General features: G+C 72.4%; 4 protein-coding genes. All 4 read left to right on the top strand.

Translation table 11 applies throughout. The annotated features are described in order from the left end of the window. Positions 1–46 precede the first annotated feature (46 nt). Entirely contained in the window at positions 47–1,234 is a 1,188-nt protein-coding gene (cymV, locus tag IE239_RS31825; RefSeq protein ID WP_190152913.1) for a cyclomarin C epoxidase CymV, read from the top strand. Positions 1,235–1,312: 78 nt separating this feature from the next. After that, a complete protein-coding gene (locus IE239_RS31820; RefSeq protein WP_190152912.1) occupies positions 1,313–2,107 on the top strand; it encodes a phytanoyl-CoA dioxygenase family protein in 795 nt (264 codons plus the stop codon). A gap of 118 nt (positions 2,108–2,225) precedes the next feature. Then, a complete protein-coding gene (locus IE239_RS31815; protein WP_190152911.1) occupies positions 2,226–19,607 on the top strand; it encodes a non-ribosomal peptide synthetase in 17,382 nt (5,793 codons plus the stop codon). Then, positions 19,607–19,819 carry an MbtH family protein gene (locus IE239_RS31810; protein WP_308435439.1) on the top strand — a complete coding sequence of 71 codons (213 nt, stop codon included), beginning with the start codon at positions 19,607–19,609 and terminating at the stop codon, positions 19,817–19,819. Before IE239_RS31815 ends, IE239_RS31810 begins: the two co-directional genes overlap by 1 nt. Positions 19,820–19,821: the final 2 nt, after the last annotated feature.

The following is a 19,821-nucleotide window of genomic DNA, read 5'->3' as shown; positions in this document are numbered from 1 at the left end:
GCGTATGCGGTGAATCGGCGCCTGCACGCGTATGCGGTGAACCGGCGTGCTGACGGCCCCGGCGTACTCGCTCGACGGAGGACGCTCGCTGCACCGGTGGCTGCGGGACATGCGGACGCACCACCCGGTGCACCGCGATCCCCTCACCCGGGTGTGGACCCTGTACCGGCACAGTGACATCACACGGGCCACCGCCGACCCGGCCGCCTTCTCGTCGGAGCTGTGGCGCTATCTGCCCGGGGAGATGGGCACCGGCGATCTCACCGCGGGCAATCTGACGGCGATGGATCCGCCCCGGCACCGCCTGGTGCGCGATCTGGTCAGCCGCGCGTTCACGGCCCGCGCGGTCGCGGGCCTGCGGCCCAGGATCACCGCCGTCACGGATCGCCTGCTCGACGCCGTCGCCGACCGCGGCGAGATGGACGTCGTCGCCGATCTCTCCGATCCTCTGCCCGTCCTGGTGATCGCCGAGCTGCTCGGTCTGCCGGAGGAGGAGGGGGAGCTGTTCCGCGACTGGGCACAGCGCCTGCTCTCCTTCGACAGGAGCGACCTGACGGACGAGGCGGCCCGCAGACGCGTCACGGACACCCAGAAGGAACTGCTGGACCATCTGAGGGTCCACTGCCGGCGGCGCCGGGCCGACCCCCAGGACGATCTGATCAGCCGTCTCTGCCGGGCCGAGGTCGACGGCGAGCGGCTCACCGAGGAGGAGGTGGTCAACTTCGCCAACCTCCTCCTGCTCGCCGGCCATGTGACGACCACGCTGCTGCTGGCGAACATCGTCCTGACACTCGACGAGCACCCCGCCGCGGAGGCGCGGATACGCGCCGACCGGGCACTGATCCCGGGGGCCGTCGAGGAGACCCTCCGATACCGGCCGGTGATCGTCAGCAACATGCGGGTCACCACCCGCCCGGTCACGGTCGGCGCCGAGCGGCTGTCGGCGGGCCAGTTCGTGTCGCTGTCGTTCATCTCCGGCAACCGCGACGAACAGCACTTCACCGACGCCGACCGGTTCGACGTCCACCGTGACGCCCGCAGACATCTGGGGTTCGGCCATGGCGTCCACTACTGCCTGGGCGCCCCGCTGGCCCGCCTCGAACTGGGCATCGCGCTGGAGGCGATGCTCGACCGGTTCAGCCGGTTCGAGGTGACGGACACCTCCGTCGACTACTACGACACGCCCGGCGTCGCCGGTCCGCGTTCCCTGCACATCGCCTTCCGTCACCACTGATCCGACACCACGGGTCGCCGCACCTGACGCGATCGTCGGTCACCACGTCCTGCCGACCAGGTCCACGCGGAGAAAGCCATGACACTGACCGAGGAACAACTCGCGAGCTACCGCAACGACGGATTCGTCCTGCTGGAGAACACGTTCTCCGGCGAGGAGATCGAGACCCTGTGTCTCGCGCTGGCCGAGGACCAGCGCGTGCCCGGCCCACGGCTGATCACCGAGAACGACGGCGTCACCCCCCGGTCGATCTACGCCTCGCACACCCGCCATCCCGTCTTCGAACGGCTGGTGCGCTCCGAGCGGCTGCTCGGCCCGGCCCGGCAGATCGCCGACGACGACCTCTACGTCCACCAGATGAAGGTCAACTCCAAGCAGGCGTTCGGCGGCGAGGAGTGGGCGTGGCACCAGGACTACATCGTCTGGCGCGACGCCGACAACATGCGGGCCGCCTCACAGGTCAACGTCGCGCTCTTCCTCGACGACGTCACCGAGTTCAACGGCCCGGTGATCTTCCTGCGCGGCTCGCACCGGCTGGGCACGCTGGAACGCGCCGCGTCCGCGCGGGACCACGGCGCCGGCCACATCGACCCGCACGAGTACGCGCTGACCCCCGTCGAACTCGCCGGCCTGGTCAAGCAGCACGAGATGGTCAGCCCCAAGGGAGCGCGGGGCGGCGTACTGCTGTTCAGCCCGCAGATCGTCCACGGCTCCGGAACCAATGTCTCCCCCTTCGCCCGCCGCCTGCTGATCCTCACCTACAACCCGGTGTCGGCCGCGCCGACCCCGGTCGGCGCCCCGCGCCCCGAGCACCTCGTCGGCCGCGACCACACGCCGCTCCAGATCGACCGCGGCCGGTTCGACCGTCTCTGAACGCGACCGTCCCTGAACGCGACCGCTCCTGAGCGCCGCTGTTCCTGAGCGCGCCCTCTCCTGAGCACGACGGTTCCTGAGCACGATCCGCCGCCCCGACGACCCGATGGAAGTGAGCATGAGCTCTGCTGATGTAGCGGCCGCCACTCGACTGCCCGGCGCGCGGCACACGATCGTCCGGCTGTACGAGTCCACGGTCGAGGCGCACCCCGACGCGCCGGCGATCACCGACGGCAGCCGTTCGTGGTCGTACCGGGAGCTGAACGCGGCAGCCAACCGCGTCGCGTGGTGGCTGATCGGGCGGGGCGTCGGGCCCGAGCGGACGGTGGGCGTCGCCCTCCCGCGCGGCCTCGACCAGATCGCCGCGCTGCTCGGCACGCTCAAGGCGGGCGCCGTCTATCTGCCGCTCGACCCGGTCCTGCCGGCGGAGCGGATCGGATACCTGCTGGGCGACGCCACGCCCAGCCTGGTCCTGACCGACGGCACGGGCACCGGCTTCCCCGGGGCGGTCGACATCGGCGACCGGTCCCTCGTCGCCGAGTGGGCCGCCTGCCCCGAGGACGACCCCGGCGACGACGACCGGGCCCACGCGCTCACCGCGGACCACCTCGCGTACGTCATCTACACCTCCGGCTCCACCGGCACACCCAAGGGCGTCGGCGTCAGCCACGGCAGCGCCGTCAACCTCGCCCGCACCGTGGCCGGCCAGTACGCCCCCGGCGACACCCCGCGTGTGCTGCAACTGGCCTCGCTCGGCTTCGACGTGGCGATCTGGGAGCTGCTCACCGCCGTGGCCACCGGCGGCACCCTGGTCGTCCCCCGCGCCGGGCAACTCGTGGGCGACGACCTGCTCCGGGTGCTGCGCGAGGAGCGGATCACCTGCGTCACGCTCCCGGTACCGCTGCTGGCCTCACTGCCGCAGGACGCCGAGAACCGGCTGCCCGACCTGAACACCGTGCACATCGGCGGCGAGACCTGCCCGCCCGAGCTGGTACGCCGCTGGTCGACGGGACGCCGGCTGATCAACGGCTACGGCGCCACCGAGACCACCGTCGCCGCCACCCTCACCGCACCGCTGACCGGCGCCCCCGCCCTGATCGGCACCCCCATCGAGCACACCCGCGTGCACGTCCTGGACGACGCGCTCACGCACCTCGCGCCGGGGCAGCCGGGCGAGCTGTACGTCGCGGGCGCCAACGTGGCACGCGGATACCTGCGTCGCCCCGGCCTGACCGCCACCCGCTTCCTCCCCGACCCCTACGGGCCGCCCGGTGCGCGGATGTACCGCACCGGAGACGTCGGCGTGCGCCACCCGGACGGACAGCTGGAGTTCCTGCGCCGCGCCGACGACCAGGTCAAGATCCGGGGCGCCCGGGTCGAGCCCGGCGAGCTCGAGGCGGTGCTGCGGCGGCGTGCCGACATCGTGGACGCGGCCGTCGCGGTACGCGCCGACCCCCACGGCGAACCGCGCCTCGTCGCCTACGTGGTGCCGTCCCCGGCCGGCACGACGAGCGTGGCTGGACTGCGCGACGAACTGCGCGCCACACTGCCGCCGTCCCTCGTCCCGGCGAGCGTCGTGCCCCTCGACAGCCTGCCGCTGACCCCGAACGGCAAGGTCGACCGCGACTCCCTCCCCGACCCCCGCCACATCCCGGCCGGGCTCCGAAGGACCGCGCGCAGCCCGCTGGAGGACATGCTCCGCACGCTGTTCGCCGAGATCCTCCAACTGCCGCAGACCGGATTCGACGACGACTTCTTCGACCTGGGCGGACACTCCTTGCTGGCCGGCCGGCTCATCGGCCGGATCCGGGGCGCCCTCGGCCTCGACGTCGACATGCGTGACTTCTTCGAGAGGCCGACCCCGGCGGGCCTCGCCGCACACCTCCAGCGGCAGGAGGCCGGGCCGGCCCGCGCGGAGCTGACCCCGCTGCCACGGCCGGAGCGGATCCCGCTGTCCTTCGCACAGGCACGCCTGTGGTTCCTGCACCGGCTCGAAGGCCCGTCGGCGACCTACAACATGCCGCTCGCCCTCCACCTGACCGGCGCCGTCGACACCGCCGCGCTCGCGGCGGCCCTGGCCGACGTCGTCCGGCGCCACGAACCGCTGCGCACCCTCTTCCCCGAGACCGGCGGACAGCCGTACCAGCAGATCACCGACCCCGACGAGGTACGCCCGGACCTGCCCGTCCGCCGGATCGACCCGGCGGACCTGGACGAGGAACTGCGCCGGTCCGCCCGGTACGCGTTCGACCTGGCACGGGAGCTCCCCGTCCGGGCCGAACTGCTCGTCCTCGGCCCCGACGAGTCCGTGCTGACGCTCGTCATCCACCACATCGCCGGTGACGGCTGGTCCGGGGCGCCGCTGGCCCGCGACCTGGTCACCGCATACGCGGCGCGGCGCGACGGCACGGCGCCGCAGTGGCCGCCGCTCCCGGTCCAGTACGCCGACCACACGCTCTGGCAGCGTGCGCTGCTCGGCGACGAGAACGACCCGGCCGGCCTCCTGAACGAGCAGTTGCGGTACTGGCGCGAGCAACTCGCCGGGCTGCCCGACGAGATCACCGTGCCCGGCGACCGGCCCCGGCCCGCCGTGGCGACCTACCGGGGCGGCGTCGTCCCGGTCACCCTGGACGCCGAACTGCACGCCGCCGTCACGGAACTCGCCCGGGGCAACGGCGCCACCGTCTACATGGTTCTGCAGGCGACCCTCGCGGCCCTGCTGACCCGGCTCGGCGCGGGCACCGACATCGCCATCGGCGCCGGTGTCGCCGGCCGGTCCGAGCCCGCTCTCGACGACCTGGTCGGACTCTTCGTCAACATGCTGGTGCTGCGCACCGACACGTCAGGCTCCCCCGGGTTCGCGGAACTGCTCGACCGAGTGCGCGACACCAGCCTCGCGGCGTACAGCCGTCAGGACATCCCGTTCGAGCAGCTGGTCGAGAGCCTCAACCCGCACCGGCGCGCGGGGCGGCAATCGCTGTTCCAGGTCGCGCTGGTCCTGCAGAACAACACCTCCGTCCCGTTCGACCTGCCCGGACTGCGGGTACGCGCCGAGACGGTACCGACCGGCACCGCCCGCTTCGACCTCTCGCTGAGCGTGACGGAGAGCACGACGCCCGACGGCGCCCCGGCCGGCATCGGCGGCACGGTGGAGTACGCCGCCGACCTCTACGACCGGCCGACGGTACAGGCCGTCGTCGAGCGCTGGATCCAGCTGATCCGCCAGGTCGTGGCGGACCCGGGCCGCCGGATCGACACCCTGGACGTCACCACCCCCGACGACGCGTCCCGGCTGGCCGGATGGCGCCGGTACGACGGGGACGTCGAGCCGCTGACCTTCAGCGATCTGTTCGAACGGCAGGCGGAGGCCACCCCCGGCGCCGTCGCCGTCAGCGACGGCGCCGACACCTGGACCTACGCCGAGCTGAACCGGCACGCCAACCGGATCGCCGGCCGGCTCATCGACCGGGGCATCGGCCCGGAGGACCTGGTGGGCGTCGCGATGCCCCGCTCCGCCCGCCTGGTCGCCGCACTGCTCGGAGTGCTCAAGGCCGGGGCGGCGTACGTACCGGTGGACCTCGTCTTCCCGGCCGGCCGCAACCGGCACGTGATCACCGACTCGGCCCCCCGGCTGGTGCTGACCTCCCGGGCCGGGGCCGAGGACCTGCCCGGCGACCTGACCTGTGACCTGGTCATGGTCGACGAGGACGGTTTCCTGCACGGGCGGCCCGGCCGGGACGACAACCCCACCGACCACGACCGCGTCCGGCCGGTGGACGTCGACAACCCGGCGTACGTCATCTACACCTCCGGTTCGACCGGCCGCCCCAAAGGCGTCGTGGTGACCCACCGCGGCCTCGCCGCCTTCGCCGAGACCCTGCGCCAGCGCTGCGCGGCGGACCGGGACAGCCGCGTGCTGCAGCTGTCGTCGCCCAGCGTGGACGCCTCGGTACTGGAGATGGTGTGGGCGTTCAGCTCCGGCGCCCGGCTGGTCATCGCCGGCCGGCACCGTCTGGCCGGCGACGAACTCGCCCAGGCCCTCACCGAGCACCGCATCACCCACGCGCACATCCCGCCGTCCGCGCTGAGCACCCTGGCGCCGGAGACGGCCGGCCGACTCCCCGAGTTCCGCATGCTCAGCGTCGGCGCCGAGGCATGCCCGCCCGAACTCGTGGAACTGTGGCTGCCGGGACGCCGGTTCGTGAACGCGTACGGCCCGACCGAGTGCACCGTCGCCGCCTCGCACACCTTCCCGCTGGCCGAGGCACGCGCACCGATCGGCAAGCCGGTGCTCGACGCCGAGCTGCACGTCCTGGACGAGACCCTCCGGCCCGCAGCCCCCGGAGTGCCGGGCGAGCTGTACATCGGCGGTGCGGGCCTGGCCAGGGGCTACCTCGGCCGGAGCGGACTGACCGCGTCACGGTTCGTCGCGAATCCGTTCGGCGCCCCCGGGGCGAGGATGTACCGCACCGGCGACGTCGTCCGCTGGAACGCCGACGGCGAACTGGAGTACCTGGGCCGCTCCGACGAGCAGGTGAAGATCCGGGGCTTCCGCGTCGAGCCCGGCGAGATCGAGCGCGTCCTCGTGAGCCAGCCGTCCGTCGAGCGGGCGGTGGTGGTGCCGCGCCGGGACCGCTCGGGAGCCGTCTCCCTGGCCGCGTACACCGTGCTGGCGGCCGAGGCGACGAGCGAGGGCTTCGACGATCAGCTCTCCGAGTGGAACGACCTCTACGACCAGGTCTACACGGGCTTCTCCGGTGACGCGGGCAATGACTTCGTGGGCTGGAACAGCTCGTTCACCGGCGGCCCGATCCCCGTCGAGGAGATGCGGGCGTGGCAGCGGGCCGCCGTGGACGCGGTGCTGCGGTTCGGCCCCGGCCGGGTCCTGGAGATCGGCGCGGGTTCGGGTCTGCTGATGAGCCCGCTGGCGGACGAGGTCGAGGAGTACTGGGGCACCGACCTCTCGCAGGTCTCCACCGACCGGCTGCGCGAGTTCGCCCGCGGACGCGGCTGGGACCACGTGCGGTTGTCCTGCCAGGCGGCGCACGACCTCTCCGGACTGCCCCGCCGCCGTTTCGACACCGTCGTCGTCAACTCGGTGGTGCAGTACTTCCCGAGCGCCGACTATCTGCGCGATGTGCTGACGCGGGTCATGGACCTGCTCGCCGACGGCGGCCGGGTGATCGTCGGCGATGTCCGGCACTACGGACTGCTCCGTGTGTTCCAGACGGCCGTGCACGACTTCCGCGGCACCCCGGGGGCGCGCGCGGCGGTCGAGCGCGCGATCGCGGTGGAGAAGGAACTGCTGCTGGCTCCGGAGTTCTTCACCTCCTTCGAGCATCCGGCCCTCTCCGGTGTCGAGGTCTCGCTGAAGGCGGGCGGGGCGTCGACCGAACTGTCCGGCTACCGCTACGAGGTCGTCCTGCACACCGCTCCCGCGCGACGGCTCGCGGATCTGCCCGAACTCGTGTGGGGCCGCGACATCACCGACGTGGACCAGCTGACCGGCCCGGCACGGGTGACGCAGATCCCGAACCCCCGGCTGGCCGGCGGCATCGCCGCGATACGGGCGCTGGACGGCGCGGACGCGGTGCCCACCCCGCCAGGGCCCGAGCTGGAGCCCGAGACGGTGCGGCGCTGGGCGGCGGCACGCGGTATGCGGGCGGTGCCGACCTGGTCGTCGCGTCGCTGGAACACCTACGACGTCGTGCTCACGGACGCCGCCGAGGCGGAGCCGCTGGACGGGGTGTACCGCCCCGCCGAGGGCGTCGAGCAGGCCAACGTGCCCGCGGTGGCCCGTACGGTCGGCGAACTGGTCTCCGAGCTGCGTTCGACCCTGAAGGGACTGCTGCCGGACTACATGGTTCCGGCGACGATCAACCCGATCGAGCGGATCCCGGTCACCCCGAACGGAAAGATCGACCGCCGGGCGCTGCCGGACCCGGAGGTGATCGTCCCGGACGGCCGACGGCCACGCACCCCGCAGGAGCAGATCCTGTGCGAACTGTTCGCGGACATCCTGGGGCTGGAGCGGGTCGGCGTCGACGACAGCTTCTTCGACCTGGGCGGCCACTCCCTGCTCGCCACCCGGCTGACCAGCCGCATCCGCTCGGTACTGGGCGTCGAGGTCCTCCTGCGCCAGATCTTCGCGGCGCCTTCGCCGGCGGAGTTGGCGGTGGTGCTGGGGGAGGGGGAGGGCCGGGTTCAGGTGGCGTTGGAGCGGGTGCCGCGTCCTGAGGTGCTGCCGTTGTCGTCGGCTCAGCGGCGGTTGTGGTTCCTGCATCGGCTGGAGGGTCCGTCGGCGACGTACAACTCGCCGTTGGCGATCCGGTTGTCGGGTGCGTTGGACGTGGTGGCGTTGCGGGCCGCGCTGGGTGATGTGGTGGGTCGTCATGAGGCTCTGCGGACGGTGTTCGCGGAGTCCGACGGTGTGCCGTGCCAGCGGATCGTGGAGACGGTCGAGGTCGCTCTGCCGGTGCGTGAGGTCTCGGAGGGGGATCTGCCGGGGGCGTTGCGGGAGGCCGCCCGTCACGCGTTCGACCTGTCGCGGGAGATCCCGCTGAGGGCGGAGCTGTTCACCACGGGCCACGACTCCTGGGTACTGCTGCTGGTGGTGCACCACATCGCGGCCGACGGCTGGTCGTCGGGACCGCTGGCGCGTGACCTGACGACGGCGTACGCGGGCCGCCGGGCTGGCCGTGCCCCGTCGTGGCGGCCGTTGCCGGTGCAGTACGCGGACTACACGCTCTGGCAGCGGCGGATTCTGGGTGACGAGTCCGATCCGGACAGTGTGATCGGGCGTCAGCTGGATTATTGGCGTGGTCAGTTGGCGGGGTTGCCGGAGCAGGTGACGTTGCCGGCGGATCGGGTGCGGCCGCAGTCGGCGTCTTATGCGGGTGACGTCTGCATGTTCCGGGTGGACACGGAGTTGCATGCCGGTCTGGTGGCGTTGGCGCGGCGTAGTGGTGCGACGTTGTTCATGGTGCTGCAGGCTGCGCTCGCTGCGGTGTTGACGCGGTCGGGGGCCGGGACCGATGTGCCGATCGGCAGTCCTGTCGCCGGTCGCACCGACGAGGCGCTCGACGATCTGGTGGGCTTCTTCGTCAACACGCTGGTGCTGCGCACCGATACTTCGGGGAATCCGGGCTTCGACGAGTTGCTGCGCCGGGTGCGTGACACGTCCCTGGCTGCCTATGCGCATCAGGACGTGCCGTTCGAGTTCCTGGTGGAGAAGCTCAATCCGCAGCGCAGCACCGCGCACAGCCCGCTGTTCCAGGTGCTGCTGGCCTTCCAGAACAACCCGGAGACCGGCTTCGGCCTGCCCGGCCTGCGCACCCGGATGGAGGGCGTCAGTACCGGGCTGTCCCGCGTCGACCTGTTCATCAGCCTCGCAGAACAGCAGGACTCCGACCACTCCGACCACTCCGACGGCGCCGCCGGCGTCGTAGGCGCCGTCGAGTACGCCACCGACCTCTACGACGCCGCGACGATCGAGGCGTTCATCGGACGCTGGCTGCGGTTCCTGGCCGCCGTCGCACGCGACCAGGAGCAGCGGATCGGGTCCGTGGACCTGCTGCTCGACGGCGAACGCGACCTGCTGACCAGCTGGGCGTACACGGAGCCGACGGTACGACCGGCGACCCTGACCCAGCTCTTCGAACGTCGCGTCGCGGCGACCCCGGACGCGACCGCCGTGGTCGAGGGGGAGTCCTCCTGGTCGTACGCGCAGCTCAACGCACACGCCAACCGTGTCGCCTGGCATCTGATCGGCCGGGGCGTGGGCGCCGAGGACGTCGTGGGCGTGCTGATGCCGCGCAGCGCGACGCAGATCGCCGTCCTGCTCGGGATCGGCAAGGCCGGCGCCGCGTATCTGCCGATCGACCCGGCCTACCCGCAGGCGCGGGTGGAACATCTGCTGCGGGACGCCGGACCGGCTCTGGTGATCGACGGGTCGGACCTGTTCGAGGACCGGCCCGAGGACGACCCGGCTGACCGGGACCGCGTCCGGCCCGTCGACGTCGACAACCCGGCGTACGTCATCTACACCTCCGGTTCCACCGGCCTGCCCAAGGGCGTCGTCGTGACCCATCGGGGCCTGGCCGCGCTTGCCGCCGGCACGGGGGAGCGCACCGGCGTCGACAGCGACAGCCGGGTGCTGCTCCTGGCGTCGCCGAGCTTCGACGCCTCCGTCCTCGAACTGATGATGGCCGTCGGCGCCGGAGCCGCCCTCGTCGTCGCCCGCGAGATGCGGCCGGCGGGTGAGGAGTTGGCCGGGTTGTTGGCGGGTGCGGGGGTGTCGCATGCGTTCGTGCCGCCGTCGGTGCTGGCGACGTTGCCGGAGGGTGCGGCGCGGGGGTTGTCGGGGTTGCGGAGTCTGGTGGTGGGTGGTGAGGCGTGTTCGGCGGAGTTGGTGCGTCGGTGGTCGGTGGGTCGGCGGATGACGAATCTGTACGGTCCGACGGAGACGACGGTGGCGGCGTCGGTGAGTCGTCCGTTGTCGGGGGGTGCGCATCCGATCGGTGCTCCGTTGGCGGGGACGCGGGTGTATGTGCTGGACGGTGGTCTGGGGTTGGCTCCGCGGGGTTCGCGGGGTGAGCTGTACATCGCGGGTGCGGGGGTGGCTCGTGGTTATCTGGGTCGTTTCGGGCTGACGGCGTCGCGGTTCGTCGCTGATCCGTACGGTCCGCCGGGTTCGCGGATGTACCGGACGGGTGATGTGGTCCGGTGGAACGCCGACGGTGAACTCGAGTATCTGGGGCGCTCCGACGACCAGGTGAAGATCCGGGGCATCCGCGTCGAACCCGGCGAGACCGAGGCCGCGCTGGCGGCGCATCCGGACGTGGCCCGCGCCGTCGTCGTGGTCCGCCGCGATCGACGGGGCGAGCCGGCGCTGATCGGCTACATGGTCCCCGCACGGCCGGGCGCCGACCCCGGGACCGTACGCGAGGACCTCAGCCGCCTGCTGCCCGACCACCTGGTGCCGGCGGCGCTGGTGGCGCTGCCGGAGTTCCCGCTGACGCCGAACGGCAAGCTCGACCACGAGGCCCTGCCGGAACCCGAGTTCGAGACCTCCGGGGGACGGGACCCCCGTACGCCGGAGGAGGAGATCCTGTGCGGGCTCTTCGCCGAGATCCTCGGCGCGGACCGGGTCGGTGTGGAGGACAGCTTCTTCGACCTGGGCGGCCACTCGCTGCTCGGCACCCGGCTGATCAGCCGCATCCGTGCCGAACTCGGCATCGAGGTCCGGCTGCTCACCCTGTTCGAGGCCTCGACACCGGCCGCGCTGGCACGGGCGATACTCGAAGCGAACTCCCCGGCCCGGGGCCCCCTCGTACCGGCGCCGCGCCCCCAGGTCCTGCCGTTGTCGTTCGCCCAGCAGCGCCTGTGGTTCCTGCACAAGCTGGAAGGCCCCTCGCCGACCTACAACATGCCGCTCACACTGCGCCTGACGGGCCCCCTCCGGGCGCCCGCGCTGCGGGAGGCACTGGCCGACGTGATCGCCCGGCACGAGGCGCTGCGCACCGTCTTCGCCGAGCACGACGGGGAGCCCTGCCAGCGCATCCTGGACATGGCCGAGGTCACGGTCCCGCTCCCGGTGCGCGAGGCCGACGGCGCCGCCCTCGACGAGGCGGTGCGGGACGCGGCACGCCACCGGTTCGACCTGGCAGCGGAGATCCCGTTGCGGGCCTCGCTGTTCGCGGTCGGCCACGACGAGTGGGTGCTGATGCTGGTCCTGCACCACATCGTCGCCGACGGCTGGTCACTGCGGCCGCTGGCCCGCGACCTCGCGACGGCGTACGCCGCGCGCGAGGCCGGCCGGGCCCCGGACTGGTCCCCGCTGCCGGTGCAGTACGCCGACTACAGCCTCTGGCACCGGGAGCTGCTCGGGGACGACACCGACCCCGGCAGCGAGTTCGGCCGCCAGCTCGCGTTCTGGCGCGAACGGCTCGCCGGCCTGCCGGAGCAGGTGACGCTGCCCTCGGACCGCCCCCGTCCGGCGGTGGCCGGCTACCGGGGCGACGTCAGCACCTTCCAGGTCGACGCGGCACTGCACGCCGAGCTGACGGCGCTCGCCCGGCAGACCGGTTCGACCCTGTTCATGGTGCTGCAGACGGCACTGTCCGCGCTGCTGACCCGGTCCGGCGCCGGAACGGACGTGGTGGTCGGCGCGGGCGTGGCCGGCCGCACCGACGAACAACTCGACGACCTGGTCGGCTTCTTCGTCAACATGGTCGTGCTGCGCACCGACACGTCCGACGACCCGGCCTTCACCGAACTGCTCCAGCGGGTACGCGACACCAGCCTCGCCGCCTACGCGCACCAGGACATCCCGTTCGAGTACCTCGTCGAGAAGATCAACCCGCTGCGGTCGGCGTCGCACCAGTCGCTGTTCCAGATCGCCATGGTCCTGCAGAACAACGCCGAGGCCGACTTCACTCTCTCCGACCTGCGGGTGCGGCAGGAGGGCCAGGGCACCGGCACCTCCCGCTTCGACCTGTCGCTGAGCATCACCGAGACCACCTCGGCCGACGGTGGCGCGGCTGGTCTCACGGGGGTGGTGGAGTTCTCCACGGATCTGTACGACCGTTCGACGATCGAGGCGTTCACGGCGCGTTGGGTTCGTGTTCTGCGGGCGATGGTCGTGGCGCCGGGGTCGCGGTTGAGTGAGGTGGATCTCCTCGGTGTCGAGGAGCGGGTGCGGTTGCTGGAGGAGTGGGGGTCGGCGGGGGCCGATGTCGACGCGGTGACGTTGGCGGAGTTGTTCGGGCGTCGGGTCGCGGTGGCGCCGGATGCGGTGGCGGTGGTGGAGGGGGAGGTGAGTTGGTCGTATGCGCGGCTCAATGCGTATGCGAACCGTGTGGCCTGGTATCTGATCGGGCGGGGTGTGGGGGCTGAGGATGTGGTGGGTGTGGTGCTGCCGCGTGGGGTGGGGCAGATCGCGGCTGTGCTGGGTGTGGGGAAGGCGGGGGCGGCGTTTTTGCCGGTGGATCCTTCGTATCCGCGGGCGCGGGTGGAGTATCTGTTGCGGGATGCCGCGCCGGTGGTGGTGATCGGTGGGTCGGAGGTGTTCGAGGGGTTGCCCGAGCACGATCCGGGTGACGGTGACCGGGTGCGCGCGGTCGGGGTGGACCATCCGGCGTATGTGATCTACACGTCCGGTTCGACCGGGCTGCCCAAGGGCGTCGTGGTCACCCACCGCGGACTCACGAGCCTCGCCGCCACGCTGCGGCAGCGCTGCGCCGCCGACGGCGACAGCCGGATCATGCAGTTCTCGTCGCCGGGCTTCGACGCCGCCGTCCTGGAACTCGTCTGGGCCCTGGACTCCGGCGCCGCCCTGGTGATCGCCTCGGCGGACCGCCTGGCAGGTGAGGAACTGGCGCGGGCGCTCGCCGAGCACCGCATCACCCACGCCCTGATCCCGCCGTCCGTGCTGAGCACCCTGCCGCCCGAAGCGCCGCGGACCCTGACCGGCTTCCGGACGCTCATCGTCGGCGCCGAGGCATGCCCGCCCGAACTGCTGCGGGCCTGGTCGCCCGGCCGCCGCATGGTGAACGCCTACGGCCCCACCGAGTCGACCGTCGTCGCCAGCCAGACCGGCGACCTGAACGAGCCCCCGGTACCCATCGGCACACCCGCCCTCAACACCCGCTTGTACGTGCTGGACGAGTCGCTCGGGCTGGTCGCGCCGGGTGTGCCGGGCGAGCTGTACATCGCGGGCGAGGGCCTGGCCCGAGGCTACGGCCGTCGTCCGGCGCTCACGGCGTCGCGGTTCCTCGCCGATCCCTACGGCCCGGCCGGGACACGCATGTACCGCACCGGCGACCTGGTCCGGTGGAACGCCGACGGACAGCTCGAATACCTCGGACGCACCGACGAACAGGTCAAGATCCGGGGCTTCCGCGTCGAACCCGGCGAGGTGGAACGGGTCCTCGCCGCACAGAGCTCCGTCGCGCGTGCCGTCGTCGTACCGCGCCAGGACCACTCGGGAGCCCTCTCGCTCGCCGCGTACGTCGTACCGGCCGACGGGGCGACCACGGCGGACGTCGACGAACAGCTCGACGACTGGCGCAGCGTCTACCACGAGGTCTACCGCGGCCTGCCGCGCGAGCCCGGCGCCGACTTCGAGGGCTGGAACAGCTCCTTCACCGGCGCGCCCATCCCGATCGACCAGATGCGGGAGTGGCAGCGGTCCGCCGTGGACCAGGTGGCCAGGTTCGGCCCTCGCCGGGTGCTCGAGATCGGCGCCGGCTCCGGCCTGGTGATGATCCCGCTGGTCGAGCGGACCGAGGAGTACTGGGCCACGGACTTCTCGGCCGCCGCCGTGGACCGGCTGCGGGAGTACGCGCGCGAACAGCACTGGGAGCACGTGCACCTTCGGTGCCGGCCGGCGCACGACGTGTCGGAACTGCCCCGGGCCCACTTCGACACCATCGTGCTCAACTCGGTCGTCCAGTACTTCCCGAGCGCCGACTACCTGCGCGACGTGCTGGGCAAGGCCGTCGACCTGCTCGCCGACGGCGGCCGGATCATCGTCGGCGACGTACGCCATCACGGCCTCCTGCGGGCGCTCCACACGGCCGTGCAGCGGTTCCGGCACCCCGGATCCCGCGCGTCCGCCGTGGACCACGCGGTGTCCGTCGAGAAGGAACTCCTCCTCGCCCCCGAGTTCTTCACCGCCTTCCGGCACCCCCGGCTGACCGGCGTCGAGGTGCTCCTCAAGCGCGGCGACGCCGACAACGAACTGACCGCGTACCGCTACGAGGTGGTGCTGCACACCGCCGCCGCGCGGCCGGTGGGGGACCTGCCGGAGCTGCTCTGGGGCCGCGACGTCACCGACCTGGACGAGCTGACGGCGCCGGCCCGGGTGACCGGGATCCCCAACCCCCGGCTGGCCGACCCGGCCGATCCACGGCTGCATCCCGAACGGATACGCCGGTGGGCGGCCGGCCACGGCTGGCGGGCGGTGCCGACCTGGTCGCAGAGGAGCCGGGACACCTACGACGCGGTGCTGCTCCCCGACACCGGCGACGACGCGCCCCTCGCCGACGTGTACCGGCCGGGCAGCCCGGAAGCCGTCGCCAACGTGCCCTCCCTGGCCCGCAACGCCGGCGAGTTCGTGTCCGGACTGCGCGCCGCGGTCAAGGCCCTGCTGCCCGACCACATGGTCCCGGCCACGATCACGCCGATCGAACGGATCCCGCTCACCCCGAACGGGAAGATTGACCGCAGGGCCCTGCCGGAACCCGAGGTCATGACCACCGGCGCCGAGGACCGGGGTCCGCGCAACCCCTACGAGGAGATCCTCTGCGAGCTGTTCGCCGACCTTCTCGGCCTGCCCCGGGTCGACGTCGACGACGGCTTCTTCGACCTCGGCGGCCACTCGCTGCTCGCCACCCGGCTCACCAGCCGTATCCGGGCCGTCCTCGGCATCGAGGCGCCCCTGCGGCAGGTGTTCGCCGCGTCGTCGCCCGCCCGGCTCGCCGCGGTGCTGGCCCAGGGCGCCGACCCGGACGGCACGGTGCCCGCCCTGGTCCCCGGGCCCCGGCCGGAGGCACTGCCCCTGTCGTTCGCTCAGCGGCGGCTGTGGTTCCTGCACAAGCTGGAGGGCCCGTCGGCGACCTACAACTCCCCTCTGGCGATACGGCTTTCCGGTCCCCTCGACGTGGCCGCGCTGCGGTCCGCGCTGGGCGACGTGGTGGCCCGGCACGAGGCGCTGCGCACCGTCTTCGCCGAGCGCCGAGGAGTGCCGCACCAGCGGATCCTGGACGCCGGGGACATCGACCTGCCGGTGTGCGAGGTCTCCGAGGACGACCTGCCCCGGGTGCTCGGGGAGGCCTCCCGGCACGCGTTCGACCTGGCCCGGGAGATCCCCCTGCGGGCCCGGCTGTTCACCACGGGCCCCGACGAACGGGTGCTGCTGCTGGTGGTCCACCACATCGCCGCCGACGGCTGGTCGCTGCGGCCGCTGACCCGCGACCTGACCACGGCGTACGAGGAACGCGCGGCGGGACGCGCCCCCTCCTGGGCGCCCCTGCCGGTGCAGTACGCGGACTACGCGCTGTGGCAGCGCCGCATGCTCGGCGACGACACCGACCCGGACAGCCGGATCAGCCGGCAGCTCGCCCACTGGCGGGAACGACTGGCCGGCCTGCCCCGGCTGGTGACACTGCCCACCGACCGACCGCGCCCCGAGGAGGCCGGCCACCAGGGCGCGACGCTGACCCGCACCCTCGACGCCGACCTCCACCAGGCCCTGCGAGCGCTCGCGCGCCGCAACGGAGCCACCCTGTTCATGACGCTCCAGGCGGCGCTCGGCGCACAGCTGACCCGCAGCGGGGCCGGCACCGACATCCCGGTGGGCGCACCGATCGCCGGGCGGGTCGACGAAGCCCTCGACGACCTGATCGGCTTCTTCGTCAACACGCTGGTGCTGCGCGTCGACACCTCGGGCGCCCCGAGTTTCGTCCAGCTCCTGGAGCGGGTGCGCGACGCGGGCCTGGCCGCCTACGCCCATCAGGACATTCCCTTCGACCACCTGGTGGAGAAGCTCAACCCCGACCGTTCTCCCGCGCACCACCCGCTCTTCCAGGTGCAACTCGCCCTGCAGAACACGCCGGAGGCCGAGTTCGAGCTGGCCGGTCTGACCGCGCGGCCGCAACTGGACGGCGTCGAGACCGGTGTGGCCCGGGTGGACCTCACCGTCAACGCGGTCGAGACGTTCGACGACCGGGGCGCGCCCGCCGGGCTGGTCCTCGCCGTCGAGTACGCCACCGGTCTCTACGACCGCGCGACCATCGACGGCTTCCTCGACGCGTTCGGCACGTTGCTGCGCGAGGTCGCCGACTCTCCCCACCAACCCATCGGAGGACTTGACGTGACGAGCGGGGCGGAAGTGAAGGGTGCTGAGCCCGTGCCGGGAACGCTGCCGTGGCTGTTCGAGACCTGGGCGACGGCCGACCCGTCCGCGATCGCCGTGACCGACGGTGCGACGGACCTCACCTACGCCGAGCTGAACAGCCGGGCGAACCGGATGGCGCGGGCCCTGATCGACCGGGGCGTGGGCCCGGAGGACCTCGTCGCCGTGCTGCTGCCGCGCGGCGTCCCCCAGGTCGTCACCGTCCTCGCCATCGCCAAGAGCGGGGCGGCGTATCTGCCGGTCGACCCGGCCTACCCGGCCGACCGGGTGGCCTACCTGTGCGCGGACGCCCGGCCCGGACTGGTCGTGACGGACGCCTCCGGGGCCGCCCGGCTGGGCGCTCGCCAACCGGTGTTCGACATCGACGACCCGGCCACCGCCGAGCGACGGGAGAGCCTGCCGGACACGAACCCCACCGACCGGGACCGCTCGGCCGCCCTCGGCCCGCACCACCCCGCCTATGTCATCTACACCTCGGGATCGACCGGCCGGCCCAAGGGTGCGGTGATCACCCACGCGGGCCTGGCGGACGCGGCCGAGGCCTGGCGGGACCGCTGGGGCTTCGGGCCCGGCTCCCGCGTCCTGCAGCTCTCCTCGCCCGGCTTCGACGCCTCGGTGATGGACCTCGTCGTGACGTTCGCCGCGCACGGGACGCTCGTCCTTCCCGAGCCGGGCCTCCTCGCGGGCGAGGCGCTGGCCCGGGTGCTCGCCGAGCAGCGGATCACCCACCTGGTGACGCTGCCGTCGGTGCTGGCCAGCCTGCCCGCCGACGCGCCGGGCCGCCTCACCGAGCTGCGCGGCCTGCTCCTCGGCGGCGAGGTCCTCACCCCCGGTCTCGCCGCCCGCTGGTCGCCGGGGCGGCGGATGGTCAACGTCTACGGGCAGACCGAGACCACCGTCGCCTGCACGATGACGGACCCCCTGAACGTCGCGGACGGCGCGCCCGTCACGGTCGGCCGCCCCAACCCGGGGATGCGCGTCTACGTTCTCGACGAGGCCCTGCGGACGGTGCCGCCCGGCACCGAGGGCGAGCTGTACGTCGCCGGCCCGGCCGTGGGCCGCGGCTATCTGCACCGGCCCGGACTCACCGCCGGCCGCTTCGTCGCCGACCCCTACGGCCCGGCCGGCTCACGGATGTACCGCACCGGGGACATCGGCCGGCTCAACCACACGTTCGAGCTGGAGTACGTGGGCCGCACCGACGACCAGGTGAAGATCCGCGGGATGCGGGTGGAGCCCGGCGAGGTCGAGGCCGCGCTGGCGAAGCACCCGGCCGTCGCCCGGGCCGCCGTGGCCGTGCGGGCCGACCGCCAGGGAGACGCCGCGCTGTTCGGCTACGTGGTCCCCGCCCGCCCGGACGCCGACGTCACCGGCGTCCGGGAGGACCTGCGCCGGTCGCTGCCCGAGCACCTGGTGCCCGCGGCCGTGATGGCCGTGGTCGACTTCCCGCTCACACCGAACGGCAAGGTGGACCGGGAGGCGCTGCCGACGCCGCCGGTCGCGGCGCCCATGGGGCGCGGACCGCGCACCCCGCAGGAGGAGATCCTCTGCGGGCTGTTCGCCGAGGTGCTGAACCTGGGACAGATCGGCGTCGAGGACAACTTCTTCGACCTGGGCGGCCACTCCCTGCTCGCCAACCAGCTCATCGCCCGCATCGCCGAGGTCATGGGCACGGAGGTGCCGATCCGGGCGTTCTTCGCCGGGCCCACCGTCGCCCAGCTCGCCGCGCACCTCGGCTCCGACGGCGCCGACAGGGCCTTCGACGTACTCCTCCCGCTGCGCACCGGGGGCACCCTGCCGCCGCTGTTCTGCGTCCACCCCGGGGCGGCGATCTGCTGGTCCTACTCGGATCTGCTGCTGCGTCTGAGCCCCGACTTCCCGGTGTACGGGCTGCAGTCCCGCGCGCTGAGCCACCCGGACGAACTGCCGGAGACCCTGATCGAGGTCGCCGACCACTGCATCGAGGAGATGCGGCAGGTGCAGAAGACCGGGCCCTACTACCTGCTCGGCCAGTCGTTCGGCGGCGTCGTGGCACACGCCATGGCCGCCCGGCTCGAAGCCGCCGGAGAACAGGTCGGGCTCATCGTCGCGCTCGACTCCGAACCGGCCAGGCCCCTGACCGAGGAGGAGCAGCAGCAGGTCGTAGAGGCCACCGCCAAGGTCTACACCGGCATCCTCGAGGTGCTGGGCATCGACCCGGAGTCCCTGCCGAGCGGCAAGCTCACCTTCGCGCAGTTCTCGGAGCTGGCCCGCACCACCAACACGGTCCTCGGCAACGTCGCCGAGGACGAGTTCCAGCTGCTGATGGAGATCCTGCACCGCAACATCACCATCGCCACCCGGCACCGGCCGGAGCGGGTCGACGCCGACATGCTGATCTTCGGCGCGACCGAGGAACGGGAACGGGTCCTCGACCCCGAGGTGTGGCGGGACTTCGTCGCCGGCGAGATCACGTACCACCCGGTCCCCACCGGCCACAGCACGATCATGACACCGGAAGCGCTGGGGGTGATCGGCCCGGTTCTGGAGGAACACCTGCGGGCCGTCATCGCCCGCAACGCGACGACCAAGGAGGAGAACTGATGGGCAACCCGTTCGACGACACCGAGGCGAAGTTCGTGGTCCTGGTCAACGACGAGGGTCAGTACTCGATGTGGCCCACGGCCGTCGACGTGCCGGCCGGGTGGACCGTCGCCCACCCCGAGGACACCCACCAGGCGTGCCTCGACTTCGTCGAGGAGCACTGGACCGACATGCGGCCGCGGAGCCTGGCCCGCGCCATGGGCGAGGAATGACC

Origin of the sequence: Streptomyces humidus, assembly GCF_014649655.1 — a bacterium.
GTDB classification, from domain to species: domain Bacteria; phylum Actinomycetota; class Actinomycetes; order Streptomycetales; family Streptomycetaceae; genus Streptomyces; species Streptomyces humidus.
This window is presented reverse-complemented; position numbering and strand designations above follow the sequence as displayed.